The sequence below is a fragment of the Nonomuraea sp. KM90 genome, assembly GCF_052246675.1.
Taxonomy (GTDB): domain Bacteria; phylum Actinomycetota; class Actinomycetes; order Streptosporangiales; family Streptosporangiaceae; genus Nonomuraea.
The window spans coordinates 1-16,547 of sequence record NZ_JBQQCB010000008.1; the positions used below are offsets into that span (position 1 = coordinate 1).

At 69.6% G+C, this 16,547-nt stretch carries 14 protein-coding genes and 1 riboswitch; of the genes, 7 read left to right on the forward strand and 7 right to left on the reverse strand.

Annotated features, from left to right (window positions below; all coding sequences use genetic code 11):
- The first annotated feature begins 526 nt into the window (after window positions 1–526).
- Together ACTWPW_RS11595 and mgrA are read left to right on the forward strand one after the other, a co-directional pair.
- A complete protein-coding gene (locus ACTWPW_RS11595) occupies window positions 527–2,617 on the forward strand; it encodes a S9 family peptidase (RefSeq protein WP_443168686.1) in 2,091 nt (696 codons plus the stop codon).
- Window positions 2,614–3,612, forward strand: coding sequence for an L-glyceraldehyde 3-phosphate reductase (gene mgrA / locus ACTWPW_RS11600; RefSeq protein ID WP_443168687.1), 999 nt, complete (start codon window positions 2,614–2,616; stop codon window positions 3,610–3,612). The genes ACTWPW_RS11595 and mgrA overlap by 4 nt, the downstream gene beginning before the upstream one ends.
- On the opposite strand, the gene ACTWPW_RS11605 is transcribed toward mgrA, so the two are convergent.
- On the reverse strand, window positions 3,581–5,956 hold the full coding sequence (locus ACTWPW_RS11605) for a lysylphosphatidylglycerol synthase transmembrane domain-containing protein (protein WP_375118007.1): 2,376 nt from the start codon (window positions 5,954–5,956) through the stop codon (window positions 3,581–3,583). The genes mgrA and ACTWPW_RS11605 overlap by 32 nt on opposite strands.
- A 215-nt stretch (window positions 5,957–6,171) precedes the next feature.
- Here ACTWPW_RS11605 and ACTWPW_RS11610 point away from each other — a divergent pair, with 215 nt between their 5' ends.
- A complete protein-coding gene (locus ACTWPW_RS11610; protein WP_375118006.1) occupies window positions 6,172–8,184 on the forward strand; it encodes a molybdopterin-containing oxidoreductase family protein in 2,013 nt (670 codons plus the stop codon).
- 42 nt (window positions 8,185–8,226) lie between these two features.
- Here the strand turns inward: ACTWPW_RS11610 and ACTWPW_RS11615 are convergent, their stop codons facing one another.
- Entirely contained in the window at window positions 8,227–9,150 is a 924-nt protein-coding gene (locus tag ACTWPW_RS11615; RefSeq protein WP_443168688.1) for a GNAT family N-acetyltransferase, read from the reverse strand.
- Between the two features lie 75 nt (window positions 9,151–9,225).
- On the opposite strand from ACTWPW_RS11615, the gene ACTWPW_RS11620 reads away from it, so the two are divergent.
- Complete coding sequence (locus ACTWPW_RS11620) at window positions 9,226–9,675, forward strand: hypothetical protein (RefSeq protein ID WP_375118005.1); 450 nt, start codon at window positions 9,226–9,228, stop codon at window positions 9,673–9,675.
- A gap of 7 nt (window positions 9,676–9,682) precedes the next feature.
- On the opposite strand, the gene ACTWPW_RS11625 is transcribed toward ACTWPW_RS11620, so the two are convergent.
- From ACTWPW_RS11625 to ACTWPW_RS11635, 3 genes are all read right to left on the reverse strand, one after another.
- On the reverse strand, window positions 9,683–10,069 hold the full coding sequence (locus tag ACTWPW_RS11625) for a VOC family protein (RefSeq protein WP_364124418.1): 387 nt from the start codon (window positions 10,067–10,069) through the stop codon (window positions 9,683–9,685).
- 32 nt (window positions 10,070–10,101) lie between these two features.
- Window positions 10,102–10,416, reverse strand: a complete 315-nt coding sequence (locus ACTWPW_RS11630; RefSeq protein ID WP_375118004.1) for a DMT family transporter — start codon at window positions 10,414–10,416, stop codon at window positions 10,102–10,104.
- Window positions 10,417–10,446: 30 nt separating this feature from the next.
- Window positions 10,447–10,507: riboswitch (guanidine-III (ykkC-III) riboswitch) on the reverse strand.
- A gap of 25 nt (window positions 10,508–10,532) precedes the next feature.
- Window positions 10,533–11,330, reverse strand: a complete 798-nt coding sequence (locus ACTWPW_RS11635; protein WP_375118003.1) for a class I SAM-dependent methyltransferase — start codon at window positions 11,328–11,330, stop codon at window positions 10,533–10,535.
- 102 nt (window positions 11,331–11,432) lie between these two features.
- On the opposite strand from ACTWPW_RS11635, the gene ACTWPW_RS11640 reads away from it, so the two are divergent.
- The 3 genes from ACTWPW_RS11640 to ACTWPW_RS11650 all read left to right on the forward strand — a co-directional run bounded on the left by ACTWPW_RS11640 (window position 11,433) and on the right by ACTWPW_RS11650 (window position 14,598).
- Window positions 11,433–13,238, forward strand: a complete 1,806-nt coding sequence (locus ACTWPW_RS11640) for an acyl-CoA dehydrogenase (RefSeq protein WP_375118002.1) — start codon at window positions 11,433–11,435, stop codon at window positions 13,236–13,238.
- Between the two features lie 125 nt (window positions 13,239–13,363).
- A complete protein-coding gene (locus tag ACTWPW_RS11645; protein WP_375118001.1) occupies window positions 13,364–14,302 on the forward strand; it encodes an MBL fold metallo-hydrolase in 939 nt (312 codons plus the stop codon).
- 32 nt (window positions 14,303–14,334) lie between these two features.
- Complete coding sequence (locus ACTWPW_RS11650; protein WP_375118000.1) at window positions 14,335–14,598, forward strand: hypothetical protein; 264 nt, start codon at window positions 14,335–14,337, stop codon at window positions 14,596–14,598.
- Here ACTWPW_RS11650 and ACTWPW_RS11655 read toward each other — a convergent pair.
- Both ACTWPW_RS11655 and ACTWPW_RS11660 read right to left on the reverse strand, forming a co-directional pair.
- Window positions 14,595–14,888, reverse strand: coding sequence for a Dabb family protein (locus tag ACTWPW_RS11655; protein WP_375117999.1), 294 nt, complete (start codon window positions 14,886–14,888; stop codon window positions 14,595–14,597). The genes ACTWPW_RS11650 and ACTWPW_RS11655 overlap by 4 nt on opposite strands.
- A gap of 131 nt (window positions 14,889–15,019) precedes the next feature.
- Window positions 15,020–16,546, reverse strand: a complete 1,527-nt coding sequence (locus tag ACTWPW_RS11660) for a dihydrolipoamide acetyltransferase family protein (protein ID WP_443168689.1) — start codon at window positions 16,544–16,546, stop codon at window positions 15,020–15,022.
- Window position 16,547 lies beyond the last annotated feature (1 nt).

Consider the following 16,547-nt stretch of genomic DNA (forward strand, 5'->3'; position numbering starts at 1 on the left):
ATCATCCTGGCCAACATCCATCCACGATGGACATCAACCAAAGGAATCCGTCACAATCAATCCATGACGGGGTTGTGCATCATGCACTGGCTTTTAACACACTGTTGAGTTCTCAAGAAACGGACGCGTACACCCTCACCAGAACCACTCACGCGGTCCCCGCTCGGAGGCGCTCATTTCGTTTTGTTGTGCTTCGTTCGTTGTGTCTTAATTCTTTCAGCCGTTCAAGTCCCTGTCAAATTGACCGGACCCGCTCGACCTGCAGAAATTAAGCCGCGCCCCCTTTCGGAGACAACCCCTCTAACTTACCAGCACGTTGACCGATCTGCGAATCGATCTCCGGACCCGCGAGTCTGAAGGGATTGCCGGCGACCACGCCACAACACACCAAAGTCACCGGAGTGAAGGAGGAGGGTTGCGCCGCACCGCGTCGGCTCCTAAAGATTAGCAGCGCTCCCGACCTCTCGTGCCGCTTCGCCGCGTTCTCCGGCAACAGAACGATCACGACCGAACATAGACTCCCCCCGTGAGCAGTAACACGCCGCCAGTGGCGAAGAAGGTCCCTACGGAGCGCACCCATCACGGCGACACCGTCATCGACGAGTACGCCTGGCTGAGCAACAAGGAAGATCCAGACACCACCGCCTATCTGGAGGCGGAGAACGACTTTCTCAAACAGGAGACCGCTCACCTCTCCGAGCTCCAGGAGCAGGTGTTCCAGGAGATCAAGGGCCGCACCCAGGAAACCGACCTGTCGGTGGCCAGCCGGAAGGGCGCGTGGTGGTACTTCACCCGCACCGAGGAGGGCAAGCAGTACGCGGTCTCCTGCCGTGTCCCCGCCGACAGCGACGCGCCCCCGGAGATCACCCCGGGCGTGCGGCTCGAACGGGAGCAGGTGATCCTCGACGGCAACGAGCTCGCCGGCGACAGCCCGTTCTTCTCGATCGGCACCAGCTCCGTCACCCCTGACGGGACGATGCTGGCCTACTCGACCGACTTCAAGGGCGACGAGCGTTTCACGCTGAGGTTCAAGAACCTTGAGACGGGCGAGCTGCTCCCCGACGAGATCGCCGACATCTTCTACGGAGGCGCCTGGTCGGCCGACGGCTCGGCGTTCTTCTACACCCGCGTCGACGACGCCTGGCGTCCCTACCAGGTCTACCGGCACACCCTCGGCACCCAGGAAGACGTGCTGGTCTACGAGGAGAGCGACGAGCGTTACTGGGTGGGCATCGGGCTGACCCGCAGCGAGCGCTACCTCGTGCTGGGCGCCGGCAGCAAGATCACCAGCGAGGTGCGCATCCTCGACGCCAACGACCCCACGGGCGAGTTCCGGGTGGTCCGTCCCAGGACGACCGGCGTCGAGTACGGCGTCGAGCACGCGGGCGACTTCTTCTACGTGCTCCACAACGAGAACGCCGAGAACTTCGAGCTGGCCACCGCCCCGCTCGACGACCCGGCCTCCTGGACCCCGCTGATCGCGCACAGGGACGACACCAGGCTCCTGGAGATCGACGCGTTCTCCGACCACGCTGTCGTGCACTTCCGCCGCGACGGCCTGACCGGCCTGCGCGTGCTCCCCTACAGCTCCGCCGGGGAGACCTGGCGCGAGCGGGTCGAGGCGTCGGAGCGGAACGCGTACGAGATCGACTTCCCCGAGCCGCTCTACGACGTCGGCCCGGCCGGGAACCCGGAGTTCACGACCCGGCGGCTGCGGCTGGCGTACACCAGCATGGTCACCCCGCCCAGCGTGTACGACTACGAGCTGGACACCCACGAGCTGATCCTGCTCAAGCAGCGGCCGGTGCTGGGCGGCTACGACGCGAACGACTACGAGCAGTTCCGCGAGTGGGCCGTCGCCGAGGACGGCACGAAGATCCCCGTGTCCATCGTCAAGCGCAAGGACGCGGCGAAGCCCGCGCCGACCGTCCTGTACGGGTACGGCAGCTACGAGACCTCGATCGACCCCGGGTTCTCCGTCCCGAGGTTGTCGCTGCTCGACCGGGGGTTCGTGTTCGCCGTCGCGCACGTGCGGGGCGGCGGTGAGATGGGCCGGCGCTGGTACGAGGACGGCAAGCTCACCAGGAAGCGCAACACGTTCACCGATTTCGTGGCCGCGGCCAGGCACCTGAAGGCGACCGGCTGGAGCGAGCGGGTCATCGCCAGAGGCGGCTCGGCGGGCGGTCTGCTGATGGGCGCGGTGGCGAACCTGGCGCCGGAGGAGTTCGCGGGTGTCGTGGCCGAGGTGCCGTTCGTGGACGCGCTGAACACCATCCTCGATCCGTCGCTCCCGCTGACCGTGATCGAATGGGACGAGTGGGGCGACCCGCTGCACAACCCCGACGTATACGCGTATATGAAGAGCTACTCACCGTACGAGAACGTGGACGGCCGGCCGTACCCGCCGATCCTGGCGATCACGAGCCTGAACGACACGCGCGTGCTCTACCACGAGCCGGCGAAGTGGATCGCCAGGCTGCGGGCGACCGCGAGCGGCGGGCCGTTCCTGCTGAAGACGGAGATGGGCGCGGGGCACGGCGGGCGCAGCGGGCGTTACGACGCCTGGCGGGAAGAGGCATTCGCGCTCTCCTGGATCATTGAGAGGGGCACGTCATGACATATCAGGCCGACGAGGGGCGCTACGAGCGCCAGCCGTACAACCGCAGCGGGCGCAGCGGGCTCAAGCTCCCCGCGGTGTCGCTGGGCCTGTGGCACAACTTCGGCGACAACCGGCCGATCGAGAACTCCCGGGCGATCCTGCGCCGGGCGTTCGACCTCGGGGTGACGCACTTCGACCTGGCCAACAACTACGGCGTGCCGTACGGCTCGGCGGAGCGGAACTTCGGCCGGATCCTGCGCGAGGACTTCCTGCCGTACCGGGACGAGCTGATCATCTCCACCAAGGCCGGCTACGACATGTGGCCCGGCCCGTACGGCGAGTGGGGCTCGCGGAAATACGTCCTGGCCAGCCTCGACCAGTCGCTCCAGCGCATGGGCCTGGACTACGTGGACATCTTCTACAGCCACCGTCCCGACCCGGAGACGCCGCTGGAGGAGACCATGGGCGCGCTGGACCGGGCGGTGCGCTCGGGCAAGGCGCTGTACGCGGGCATCTCCAACTACTCGGCCGAGCAGACCACCCAGGCCGCGCGCATCATGCGCGAGCTGGGCACCCCGCTGCTCATCCACCAGCCGTCCTACTCCATGATCAACCGGTGGATCGAGGGCGGGTTGCTGGACGCGCTGGAGGAGGCGGGGATGGGCTGCATCGTGTTCTCGCCGCTGGCGCAGGGGCTGCTGACCGACCGTTACCTCGACGGGGTGCCGGCCGACTCGCGCGCGGCCACCAGCAGGTTCCTGAGCGAGGACAAGATCGACCGGGAGCTGGCGCGCGACCTCAACGAGATCGCCGGGGCCCGGGGGCAGACGCTGGCCCAGATGGCGCTGTCGTGGACGCTCAGGGATCCGCGGGTGACGAGCGTGCTGATCGGGGCCAGCAGCGTCAGGCAACTGGAGGACAACGTGGCGTGCGTGGACGGCCCGGCCTTCACCGAGGACGAGCTGCAGGCCATAGACAAGATCACAGGGCTTCGGACCGCTGGAGGTAGGTGAAGGCGGCCCAGCCGGGCAGCACCGGCAGCCAGAAGGTGAGCAGCCGGTACAACAGCACGGCCGAGGTGGCCAGTTCCTTGGGCACCCCGGCCAGCACCAGGCCGCCCACCAGCGCCAGCTCGACCGCGCCCAGACCGCCCGGTGTGGGCGCGGCCGAGCCGATGGCGTTGGCCGTGAGGAAGACGACCGCCACGGCGGTGAAGCTGATCTCGTAACCGAACGCGGCGATGCAGGCGTCCAGGCACAGCACGAACATGAGGGTGATCATGAGTGTGCCGAAGGACGCCTCGATCATCTTGCGCGGCGACTGCAGCACGTCGAGCAGCCTGGGCAGCACGTTCGAGAAGAGCTTGCGCAGCCGCGAGGTCACCAGGCGGCGCAGCGGCGGCACGCCGAGCACCGCCACGACCAGCACCGCGACCGCGAGCAGCACCAGGACGAGCCCGCGCGACGGCGTGAACGAGGTGGCCGTGTTGGAGCCGGTGATGTAGGCGAACAGCGCCAGCAGCGAGATGTGGAAGACCAGCATGATGAGCTGCGAGGCCCCCACGCTGGCCACCGCGCTGGCCGGCGTGATGCCGCGTTTCTGCAGGTAGCGGGTGTTGATCGCGACACCGCCCACCGCGGCGGGCGCGACCAGCTTGACGAAGGAGGAGGCGAACTGCACGAGCACCGTGCGCCAGAGCGGCAGGTGCTCGGGCACGAAGCCGCGCAGCATCAGCGCGGCCGCCACGAAGCTGGCGAACGAGGCCACCAGCGCCAGCCCCGACCAGGCCCAGTTGGCCGTGGTGAGGACGTGGTAGACGTCCACCTGGCTGAGCTGGGAGAGCACGATGTACGCGGCCAGCGTGCTGGCGATGATCGTGATCAGGGTGCGCGGGCGGAACCGTTCGAGGCGGATCTCCTCGACCTTGCTCTGCGGCTTGAGCGCGACGATGTGCTCGCGGATGCCCGGCAGTACGTTCTTGGCCTTCGCCAGCGCCGCGCGGGTCTCTCTGGTCAGCGCGATGCGCTGGAGCAGCGGCATGGCGGCGGCCAGCGCGTCGGGCCCCATCACGGCCGCCGCGGCGCGCACCGAGCGCTCGGGGCCCACGCGCAGTGACAGGTAGGTGAGGAGCTGGGCGACGTCGAGCCGCAGGAGCAGGTCTCCGGCGGCGACCTCGCCGCTGCGCGCGTCGGTGAGCACGACCCGGCCCGACCGGTCGAGGTGGATGCTGTCGCCGGTGAGCCTGCGGTGCGCCAGGCGCTGGATCTGCAGCAGCTCGACCTGCTCCCAGATCTGCGCGAGCAGCTCGTCGTCGATCTCGGCGTCGGGCACCTCGTCGAGCGGGCGGGTCTCGATGTGCTCGTAGGCGAGCAGCGCGGCCTCGGTGCCGATCTCGCTGGTGCCGAGCAGGCGCGGCGTGCTGGCGCCGGCCGCCTGGGCCGCGTACGCCATGAGCGCCTCGCGTTCGAGCTCGGCCCGCAGCGACCTGATCGCCCGGCGCTTGGTCTCGGAGTTGAGCCGGAAGCGCCGCCACAGCCGGTACGGCAGCCCGGCCACCTGCCGGTCGCGGTCGAGCACGGTGACGTCGAGGCTGGAGCCGTCCTTGAGCCCGATGGCGTAGCGGCGGCTGCCCTGGTGGTCGTCCTCGATGCGGCGGGCGGAGATCGGCGCGAACGACAGCTTGCGCAGCGCGGCCACCACGGCGCTGCCCGCCGGCCTGGTGTTGGGGCTGCCGACGCCGTACAGGGTGGCGTAGCCGATGGCCATGCCCACCAGGACCGTGACGATGGCGCTGGGGATCGTGATCTGGCGGCCGGAGAAGAAGGCCAGGATGTAGAGCGCGATGGTGGCCCACATCAGCATCCGCCAGGTGGGGCGGCGGGAGATGCGGACGGCGGTGGCGTACGCGATCACCGAGGTGAGCAGCGTGTTGAGCGGCTCGATCGTCCTGTCGCCGGTGAGCAGCACGCGCAGGTCGTCGACGTTGCCCGCGACGAGCCACTGCCCGAGCAGGAACGACCCGGCCATGCCCACGATGGCGGCGATCAGCCCTTCTGCGACGCGCAGCCCGTCGCGGTGGAAGACCCGCTCGACGGCGAAGGCCACGGGCACGATGAGCACGGCCGCCCCGCCCAGGAACGCGGCGATCCTGCTGAGCAGCGGTACGAGCTCCGCGCCCTCCTTGACGTCGGCCTCGAGCCCGATGAGCGTCTGCTTGGCGACCAGGGCGAGCAGGATGACCGCGCCGAGCACGATGAGCGTGGCGAAGAAGCGCAACAGGTCGGACGGACGGCGCAGGCGCTGGGGCAGCAGCGGCTCTACGACGTAGACGTCGGTTTCCGCGCGTGACTCAGCCACGGCTGGATCCCCCTCCGCGAGGTCCTCCGTGTCATCTCGTTCCCTGATATCGGCCACCGACAGCGATTCTGCACCTTCCCGGCCGAGACCGTACGATCTCTAACTTCCAGTGTCCTCAATCGTCCCCGCAGTAGTCGCACCGGGCAGGCTACACGCTGGAGTTCCCACTGTTCACCTCCGAATTGTTGTAGACGCGTAGACGTAAGCTGTGACCCATGTCGGGTGAATTGAGGGTTTTGGGGGCCTGTCCGCTGGACTGCCCGGATACCTGCTCATGGGTGGTGACCGTCGAGAACGGCCGGGCCGTCAAGATGCGCGGCAACCCCGACCAGCCCTACACCAGGGGCGCGCTCTGCGTGAAGGTCAACCGCTACCTGGAGCACACCCGCGCCGACGACCGCATCCTCCACCCGATGCGCCGCACCGGGCCGAAGGGCTCGGGCCAGTTCGAGCGGATCACCTGGGAAGAGGCGCTCGACGAGATCTCCGTACGGCTGCGCGGCATCGTCGAGGAGCACGGCGGCGAGGCGATCTGGCCGTACCTGGGCACCGGCACGCTGGGCTACCTGCAGGGCTGCGAGGGCGTGGCCGGTCGCCGGTTCTGGAACCTGCTGGGCGCCTCCAAGCACTGGCTCAACATCTGCTCGGCGGCCGGCAACAGCGGCCTGCGGCGGACGAACGGCACCGCGGCCGGCATGGATCCGGAGAACTTCGCGCTCTCCAAGCTCATCCTGCTCTGGGGCACGAACACGCTGACCAGCGGGCACCACCTGTGGAAGTTCATCCAGGACGCCCGCGCGAACGGCGCGCACGTCGTCGCCATCGACCCGATCCGCACCAGGACCGCCGACCAGGCCGACGAGCACCTGGCGATCAGGCCGGGCACCGACGGGGCGCTCGCGCTCGGGCTGCTCAACGTCGTGCTGGCGGAGAACGCGCAGGACGAGGAGTTCCTGGCCGAGCACACCGAGGGCTGGGCCGAATTCCGCGAGGAGATCCTGCGCCACCCGGTCGAGCGAGTGGCGGAGATCACCGGGATCCCGGCCGAGGCCGTCCACAGGCTGGGGACGAGGCTCGCCCACACGCGCCCGACCGCGCTGCGCGCCACCCACGGACTCCAGCGGCACGCGGGCGGCGGGGCCGCGCTGCGCACGATCGCCGCGATCCCCGGCGTCACCGGCGACTGGCGCCACCCCGGCGGTGGCATGGCCTTCTCCACCAGCGACCACGTGCACCTCAACGTCGACAGGCGCGACGACCTGCTGGCCGCGCCGGTGCGCACGCTGGTCATGACGAAGATCGCCTCGCAGCTCGAGTCGGTGAAGTGCCTGTGGGTGTACGCGGCCAACCCGGCCGGCTCCTCCCCCGACTCCAACGCCATCAAGCGGCAACTGGCCCGCGAGGACCTGTTCACGGTGGTCATGGAGCACTTCCCGACCGACACCGTGGACTACGCCGACATCGTGCTGCCCGCGACCATGCAGACCGAGCACCACGACCTGCACGCCGGCTACGGGCACCTCTACCTGCTGTGGAACGAGCAGGCCGTGCAGCCTCCGGGCGAGTGCCTGTCCACGACGGAGACGTTCCGGCGGCTGGCGGCGCACATGGGGATGACGGAGCCGTCGCTGTTCGACTCCGACCTGGAGCTGGCCGAGCAGCTCCTGACGAGCGGGCACCCGTCGCTGGAGGGCATCACGCTGGACCGGCTGCGCAAGGAGGGCTGGGTACGGCTGAACTACCCGCGCCCCTTCGCGCCGTTCGCCGAGGGCTTCCCGACGCGTTCCGGGCGGCTGCGCTTCCCTCCGGCCGGGCAGGCGTACGTGCCGCCGCACACGGCCGCCGCGGCGGGGCGCTCGCCGTACCCGCTGGCGCTGGTCACGCCCGCCTCGCACACGTTCCTCAACACGACCTTCGGCAACAACCCGGAGCTGCGGCGCCGCGCCAAGGGCCCGGTGGTGCTGGTCAACCCGGCCGACGCGGCCGACCGCGGGCTGGTGGCCGGCCAGCGCGTACGCGTGCGCAACGACGGCGGCGAGTTCCTGGCCGACGTGGAGATCAGCGACCGGGTGTCGGCCGGGGTGGTGGCCTCGACGAAGGGCCACTGGCCCAAGCTCACCCCCGGCGGCGCCAACCCGAACGCCGTCGTGGCCGAGCGCGACGCGGACATGGGGCGGGGCCCCGCCTTCCACGACAACCTGGTGGAGCTCACCCCGTACGCCCCCTGACCGGCCCCGCACCCGCCGCCCGCGCATCCTTCCGGGGACGGCCTACAGGGCCAGCTTGTAGCCCACGTGGGAGTCGGTGAAGCCGAGCGAGTCGTAGAAGCGGTGCGCGTCCGTACGGGACTTGTCGGAGGTGAGCTGCACCATCGCGCAGCCGCGCGCCCGCGCCCGGCCGATCGCCCACGTGATCATCCTGCGGCCCAGCCCCTGACCCCGGGTCGAGGCGGCGACCCGGATGGCCTCGATCAGGCACCGCTCGGCCCCCAGCCGCGACAGCCCGGCGAGGTACGTGAGCTGCATCGTCCCCACCACCTTGCCGTCGACCTCGGCCACGATCAGCTCGTCGGCGGGGTTGGCGTCGATCCGCTCGAACGCGACCAGATACCGCTCGTCACCCGGGTCGCCCTCCCGCGCGGCACCCAGGGGGTCGTCGGCCAGCAGCACCACGATGGCCGGCACGTCCTCCCTGCGCGCCGGCCGGAAGATCAGCGACAGCAGGTAGTGGGACTCCATGAGGGCGGGGTTCGACGGCAGGGCCATGACCTTGCCGCTGGGCGTGAAGCCCTTGCGCGCGTAGAGGGCGCGGGCGGCGTGGTTCTGGTCCACGGCCCAGAGGCCGGCCTCCTCGGCGCCGGCGCTCCTGGCCCACTCGACGCCCGCGTCCACCAGCCGGGAGCCCACGCCCGCGCCCCTGGCCTCGGGCGCGACCCACATGGACAGCACGTGCGCGTGCCGCGGCTCCTCCAGCATCATGCACACCATTCCCACGTCGGCGCCGTCGCGCGTGGCCACCCAGTAGCGCGCGTCCGGGTTCGCCAGCCGCTCCGCCCACTTCTCGGGCGGGAACTCGACCTCGCGGCCGTACGAGGACCCGAACGCGTCCGGCGAGTCCCGCAACGCGCGCAGGCGAACCTCCCGCAGCCGCGCGCCTTCGTCCGGACCGAGCTGCACAATGTCGATTTCCCTCATGTCCGAATCATGTCAGGGACAGTTCAGGGTCCGTCCCCGATGCCCCCAGGGTGGGACAAAAGGCAGCATGACGGTATGAACGAAATCAGTCGACGCGATGAGGTCTCGCTGTCCGGCGCCGCTCTCCGGGGCGCCCCTTGGAAGACCGCCGCCATCGGCGGCGGTGTCGTGTCCGCCGCCAGCTTCGGCATGGGCGTGCTCACCGGTGGCGGCGACCTGGTGTGGGCCCTGGGCCTGGGCGTCAGCCTGTTCGCCCTGATCGCCGCCATCGGTTCGGTCTCCAAGCCGAACGAGGGCGACCGGGTCACCCGCCAGGCCCGGCTCTGGTCGCTCAAGCATCCGTGGAAGTTCGCGCTCCTGCCGGCCGGCATCACGGCCGTGCTGGACTATCCGGTGCAGCTCGTGCTCGACGGCGAGGGCGTCTTCGGCTCGGCCTTCGACGCCCTGTGGCACGGCGCGCTCGTCTACCTGATCGCCGGCATCCTGACGCTCACGATGCAGGGACGAGCGCGATCGGGCCAGTGACCCCCGATCAACCCGCGGTGGCCTCCCTCTCGGCCTGGCTCCTGCAGACGCAGAACTCGTTGCCCTCGGGGTCGAGCATGGTGACCCAGCCGGTGCCGTCGGGCTTGCGCAGATCGTCGAAGACCGTCGCGCCCAGCCCGACCAGCCGCTCGACCTCCTGGTCACGAGTCCTGCCCTCGGTGCCGTTCACGTCGAGGTGCACCCGGTTCTTGACGGTCTTGCCCTCCGGCACGCGGATGAACAGCAGGAACGGATCCTGCTTCGTACGCAGCATGACCTCGTCGTCCCCCGGTTGGTCCCCCTCGCCCAGGGGCAGGCCCGTGGCCTTGCTCCACCAGCTGGCGATCTCGTAGGGGTCGGCGGCGTCGATGGTGACGGCATGAATCTCGATCATGAGGCCACCCAATCGCGACACCACCAAAGGCGTCAAGCCAGTGTTCGCAGCCCGATGACGCCGGCCAGGATCAGGGCGATGGAGATGAGCCGGGGCAGCGACACCTCGTCCCCCATGGCGATCATGCCCAGAATCGCGGTGCCCGCCGCGCCGACGCCGGTCCAGACGGCGTACGCGGTGCCCACCTCGAGCGACTTGAGCGCGTACGAGAGCAGCCCGAAGCTCAGCACGGCCGTGACCAGGAACGACAGGGCCCACCACAGATGGGTGAAGCCGTTGCTGAGCTTGAGCGAAAGGGCCATGGCGACCTCGAAGACGCCGGCCAGGAAAAGGACGATCCACGCCACGATGCGACTCCCTGAAGACGAGACTGACACGGTGCGTCGTCTTGGCGTTCCGGGTACGGCGCGTCTCGTCCGGGAGTCTTTTCAGCTCATCTGAGTGAACGTCGCAGGTAGAGCGATCATTCCCACCAGATCGTGACCCACCGGTCACGGGGCACCGGCCACATGCCGAGCTCCAGCACCGTCGCCGCCATCTCATCGGCCCTGGCGGGATCGAGGCAGACCCGCCGGCACGCGCTGGCGGCCAGCTCCTCCAGCGACGTGAAACGTTCCAGAGGGGCTTCCCTCTCCTCCACCCGCACCGCGAACCCGAGCGCCGCCGCCAGCGCCACGCAGTCCTCCGCGATGGGCCGCACCGGCCGGTCCACGCCGTGGAAGTGCTGCCACAGGGGCGCCATCCAGCTCATGGGATGGCGGTGCGGCAACTCCAGGACCACCCTGCCCTGCGTACGGGCGTCGAGCGCGCGCAGGAAGTCGGCCAGGTCGGGCACGTTGTAGACCACGTGCGCCGCCACGGCCGCGTCGGCCATCGGGACCTGGTCGGACACGTCGGGCCAGCGGCCCACGACCGTCGTCACCGGCACGCCCAGCTTCTCCGCCCGGGCCGTCAGCCCCTCCAGCATGGAGGCCGAGGTGTCCACCGCGTAGAGATGCCCGATGCGCCCGTGCAGCGGCAGGGACGCGGCCCCCGGGCCGGAGCCCACGTCGAGCAGCGTGCCCTTGTGGGGAAGGCCCTCGGACAGGCGGGTCATGGTCGGTCCGTCGTCAGGCTCGGTCAGCGCCCTGTCGGTACGGGTGCCGAACCTTTCGGGCGAATGACTCCACGGGTCCACGGGAGCCTTGGCCAGGATCTCGTCCGGAATCGCCCAGGATTCCAGTCGCTCTCGCCATCGTGCGGCGAGTTCTTCGGCGTCCATGGAGACGAGCATGCCATGCATAGCCTGGGTTACCCGCGGGTAGCATTTCAGAGTAAGGTTACTCACCAGTACAGAAGCCTCGGTTCAAGGAGATCGACGCCCATGGGCCACTACAAGAGCAACGTGCGTGACCTGGAATTCAACCTTTTCGAGGTGTTCGGGAGACGCGAGATCCTCGGCACAGGGCCATTCGCCGAAGTGGACGAGGATGTCGCCCGCAGCGTTCTGGACGAGATGAGCCGGCTCTCCACCGGCGTGCTCGCCGACTCCTTCGAAGAGGGCGACAGGCACCCGCCCGTGTTCGACGCGGCCACCGGCTCCGTGAAGGTCCCCGAAGGTTTCAAGAAGTCCTACAAGGCGCTGGTGGAGGGCGGCTGGGCGCACCTCGACCTGCCCGCCGAGCTGGGCGGCCCGGGCATCCCGCGAAGCCTGGCCTGGGCCACGGCCGAGATGGTGCTCGGCGCGAACCCGGCGCTCTACATGTACGCCGCGGGCCCCAACTTCGCCTACACCCTGTGGAAGGTGGGCACGCCGGAGCAGAAGCGCTTCGCCGAGCTGGCCATCGAGCACAACTGGGGCGCCACCATGGTCCTCACCGAGCCCGACGCGGGCTCCGACGTGGGCGCCGGGCGGACGAAGGCGGTCCAGCAGCCCGACGGCACCTGGCACATCGAGGGCGTCAAGCGCTTCATCACCAGCGCCGAGCACGACATGTCCGACAACATCTTCCACCTCGTGCTGGCCCGGCCCGAGGGCCACGGCGCCGGCACCAAGGGGCTGTCGATGTTCCTGGTGCCGAAGTACCACGTGGACCTCGAGACCGGCGCGCTCGGCGAGCGCAACGGCGTCTACGTCACCAACGTCGAGAAGAAGATGGGCCTGAAGGTCTCCACGACCTGCGAGCTGACCTTCGGCGACAAGCACCCGGCGATCGGCTGGCTGGTCGGCGACGCGCACGAGGGCATCAAGCAGATGTTCATGGTGATCGAGCACGCCCGCATGATGGTCGGCACCAAGGCCATCGCCACGCTCTCCACCGGCTACCTGAACGCCCTGGAGTACGCCAAGGCCCGCGTGCAGGGCGCCGACCTGACGAGGATGACCGACAAGACCGCTCCCCGGGTGACCGTGACCCACCACCCGGACGTGCGGCGCGAGCTCATGCTGCAGAAGGCGTACGCCGAGGGCATGCGGGCGCTGGTGCTCTACACGGCCACGTTCCAGGACACCCTGCTCATCGACCCGGACGACCGGCACGCCCAGCAGATGAACGACCTGCTGCTGCCCATCGTGAAGGGCGTCGGGTCGGAGCGGTCGTACGAGCTGCTCTCCCGCTCCCTGCAGACGCTGGGGGGCTCCGGCTACCTGCAGGAGTACCCGATCGAGCAGTACATCCGGGACGCCAAGATCGACTCCCTGTACGAGGGCACGACCGCGATCCAGGGCCTCGACCTGTTCTTCCGGAAGATCCTGCGCAACCAGGGCGCGGCGGTCGGCTCGCTGCTGGCCGAGATCAACGAGTTCGCCGGCTCCGAGGCGGGCAACGGCCGGCTCAAGGAGGAGCGCAAGCTGCTCACCGAGGCCGCCGCCGAGGTCAAGGCCATGGGCGACACGATGGCGGGCTGGGCGCTCGGCTCGCTGGAGGTGCCCCAGGAGGTCTACAAGGTCGGCCTGAACACCACCAGGTTCCTGCTCTCGCTGGGCGACCTGGTCATCGGCTGGCTGCTGCTGCGCCAGGCCGAGGTGGCCCTGGCCAAGCTGACCGAGGACGAGGACCCGTTCTACCTGGGCAAGGTCGCCGCCGCCTCGTTCTTCGCCAAGACCGTGCTGCCCCGGCTGTCCGCCGAGCGGCGCGTGCTCGCCTCCACCGGCCAGGAGCTCATGGAGCTCCCCGAGGAAGCCTTCTAGGACCACCACCTCTGCCACCCGCGGCAGTCACACCGGCCGGGCGCCCGCATCCGTGCGGGCGCCCGGCCGTCGTTGTGTCGGCCCGGACACAGTCACCGGATCCGGGGACGGGTAACGTCCCGGCCATGAGTTCGTCTTCACATGACCATCCCCTGCCTCCTCCGCGCATCGAGGAGGTGTCGGACGGCGTGTACGCATATCTCCAGCCTGACGGGAGCTGGTGGATCAACAACACCGGGTTCCTGGCCGGCCGGCGCGGCGTCGTCGTCGTCGACGCCTGCTCGACCGAGCGCCGCACGCGGGCCTTCCGCGAGGCCATCGGCAAGGTCAGCGACCGGCCGATCACCACTTTGGTCAACACCCACCACCACGGGGACCACACGTTCGGCAACTGGCTGTTCCCCGAGGCCACGATCGTCGGGCACGAGGGCGTACGCGAGCAGATCATCGCCGACGGCGTCCCCGCCTACCGCGCCGCGTGGTCGCCCGAGGTCGAGTGGGGGAAGATGGAGATCGCGCCGCCGTTCCTCACCTTCACCGACCGGGTCACCCTGCACTCCGACGACCTGCGCTGCGAGGTCAGGCACGTCGGGCACGCCGCGCACACGACCAACGACTCCTACGTGTGGATCCCGGAGCGGCGGCTGCTGTTCTCGGGTGACCTCGTCTTCAACGGCGGGACGCCGTTCGTGCTGATGGGCTCGGTGGCCGGTGCGCTGCGGGCGGTCGAACAGCTCAGGGAGCTGGGGGCGGAGACCATCGTGCCGGGGCACGGCGAGGTGTGCGGGCCGGAGGCGTACGAGCCGGTCGAGGGCTATCTGCGCTTCGTGCAGGAGACCGCCCGGCGGGGCAAGGAGGCGGGGCTGACGCCGCTGGAGACGGCCAGGGAGACGGACCTGGGCGAGTGGGCGGGGCTGCTGGACGCCGAGCGCATCGTGGGCAACCTGCACCGCGCCTACGCCGAACTCGACGGGCAGCCCCTCGGCGCGCCGATCGACCTGGTCACCGCCGTGCTGGACATGATCACCTACAACGACGGGAAGCCCTTGTCGTGTCTCGCCTGAGATGCGACGGGTGTGATCAACGATAGTCGGGTATGACCGAGGCTGTACTCGCCGTTTGCCTGGAGGTCGTCATGGGTGTCGGGGTCAGCATCTTCTTCCTCACGCTCGGCGCCATCCTGAGGTTCGCCATCGAACCCGACGTGTTCGGTCAGAGCGTTCACATGGACGTCGTGGGCGTCATCTTCATGATCGTCGGCGGCGTGGGAGTGGTGCTGAGCATCGTGCTGGCCCCGAGGCGGGGCCAGACGTCCGACCACAGACTGATGCACCGCGAGAACAACCCGCCTGACCTCTAGAGGCTCAGCTGCACGGCGGCGCGGGTCGCGAGGATCGGCTTGATGTGCTGGGCGATCACTGCCTGGTGGTCGGGGTGGTCGCGGTAGACGAGGTAGTCGTCGAGGCTGTCGAAGTCCGCAACCACGCCGTAGTCGTGGTTGCCCTGGTTGATGAGCGCGTCGGGGCCCACCGTGTAGGAGCGCAGCTGCGGGATGAGACCCGGCAGTTTGCGCAGCTCGGCCGTCACCGCGGCCTTCTGCTCGTCGGTCGCGTCCTCGGTCCAGGTGAACAGCACGATGTGGCGAATCATGCGAGTCACTTTATCGATGTATCTGATCCGGGCCTCGCGCACTCTGACGTGATCGGGGTGCGGGCGTCCCCACCGTACGGCGATCGCCGGGGGAGGGGTCCTCCCGGCGGTCGCCGTACCCGGTCCGGAGGTCAGCTCCAGGCGAGCATGCGGATGGGGTCCTCCAGCATGGCGCCCACGTCGCGCAGGAACAGCGAGCCCAGCTCGCCGTCCACGATCCGGTGGTCGAAGGAGAGCGACAGGGTCGTCACCTTGCGGACCGCCAGCTCGCCGTCCACCACCCACGGCATGTCCCTGACCTGGCCGAAGGCGAGGATGGCCGACTCGCCGGGGTTCAGGATCGGAGTGCCGCCGTCCACGCCGAACACGCCGACGTTGGTGATGGTGATGGTGCCGCCGGACATCTCCGCCGGTTGCGTACGGCCCGCCCGGGCCGTCTCCGCGAGCTGGGCCAGTCGCCTGGCCAGGTCGGGGAGCGACAGGGCGTGCGCGTCCTTGACGTTGGGCACCACCAGGCCGCGCGGGGTGGCGGCGGCGATGCCCAGGTTCACGTAGTGCTTGACCACGATCTCCTGGGCCGCCTCGTCCCAGGAGGAGTTGATCATCGGGTGCCGCCCGACCGCGGTCAGGACGGCCCTGGCCACCAGGAGCAGCGGGGAGACCTTGACCTCGGCGAAGTCGGGGAGCGCTCGCAGGCGGCGCACCGCGTCCATGGTGCCGGTCATGTCCACCTGGAGGAACTCGGTGGCGTGGGGGGCGGTGAAGGCGCTGGTGACCATGGCTTGGGCGGTCATCTTGCGTACGCCCTTGACGGGGATGCGCTCTTCCCGCTCCCGCGGCTGCGGAGCCGCCACGGGGGCCTGCGCGGGGGCCTGGGCCGCCGCCTGGATGTCCTCGCGGGTGATCGAGCCCTGCGGGCCCGTGCCGGTGACGGCGGTCAGGTCGACGCCCAGGTCCTTGGCCAGCTTGCGGACCGGGGGCTTGGCCAGGACGGCCACCCGGCTGGGCAACGGGGCCGCCGGTGCCGGTGCCGGTTCGGGGGTCGGGGCCGGGGCCGGTTCGGGGACCGGAGGGCCGTCCACCTCCACCCGGGAGGGGTTGGCGACCGGGTTGGCCGGGACGCCGGGGGACGGTTGCCTGCGGGGGCGGCGTTTGGTGGCGCCGGTCTTGACGCCGTAGCCGACCAGGACCGCCTGGCGTTGCTCCTTGGGCGCCGGGCTGCCGTGGGCGCCGGGCTCGACCGCGCCCTCCGCCGGCGGCTTCGGGACCATGTCGTCCGCCAGGGCCTCCAGCCTGCCCGCGGCACCGCTCTCGGCCCCGGCGCCTGAAACGGCGGCCGGGGCGGTGACGGCCGGAGTGGTGGCGGCCGGAGTGGTGGCGGCCGGGGCAGCGCCGGTCGGGCCGGGGGTTTCGCCGGGCTCGGTGGTGTCGACGGCGATGATCGGGGCACCGACGTCGACCGTCTGGCCCTCCTCGGCCATCAGGCCCGCCACCACGCCGTCCCACGGGATCGGCAGCTCGACGATCGACTTGGCCGTCTCGATCTCCACCACGATCTGGTTGACCTTGACGTCGTCACCGGCCTTGACGTGCCAGCGGACGATCTCCGCCTCCGTCAGGCCCTCGCCGACGTCCGGGAGCTTGAACTCGCGTCGCATT

Bases quoted from the DNA above. Each gene is read 5' to 3' on its own strand.
- ACTWPW_RS11640 (WP_375118002.1), top strand. From the start codon at position 11,433: ATGGGCCACTACAAGAGCAACGTGCGTGACCTGGAATTCAACCTTTTC.
- ACTWPW_RS11660 (WP_443168689.1), bottom strand. From the start codon at position 16,546: ATGCGACGCGAGTTCAAGCTCCCGGACGTCGGCGAGGGCCTGACGGAG.
- ACTWPW_RS11610 (WP_375118006.1), top strand. From the start codon at position 6,172: ATGTCGGGTGAATTGAGGGTTTTGGGGGCCTGTCCGCTGGACTGCCCG.
- ACTWPW_RS11645 (WP_375118001.1), top strand. From the start codon at position 13,364: ATGAGTTCGTCTTCACATGACCATCCCCTGCCTCCTCCGCGCATCGAG.
- ACTWPW_RS11615 (WP_443168688.1), bottom strand. From the start codon at position 9,150: ATGAGGGAAATCGACATTGTGCAGCTCGGTCCGGACGAAGGCGCGCGG.
- ACTWPW_RS11620 (WP_375118005.1), top strand. From the start codon at position 9,226: ATGAACGAAATCAGTCGACGCGATGAGGTCTCGCTGTCCGGCGCCGCT.
- ACTWPW_RS11625 (WP_364124418.1), bottom strand. From the start codon at position 10,069: ATGATCGAGATTCATGCCGTCACCATCGACGCCGCCGACCCCTACGAG.
- ACTWPW_RS11635 (WP_375118003.1), bottom strand. From the start codon at position 11,330: ATGGACGCCGAAGAACTCGCCGCACGATGGCGAGAGCGACTGGAATCC.
- mgrA (WP_443168687.1), top strand. From the start codon at position 2,614: ATGACATATCAGGCCGACGAGGGGCGCTACGAGCGCCAGCCGTACAAC.
- ACTWPW_RS11650 (WP_375118000.1), top strand. From the start codon at position 14,335: ATGACCGAGGCTGTACTCGCCGTTTGCCTGGAGGTCGTCATGGGTGTC.
- ACTWPW_RS11655 (WP_375117999.1), bottom strand. From the start codon at position 14,888: ATGATTCGCCACATCGTGCTGTTCACCTGGACCGAGGACGCGACCGAC.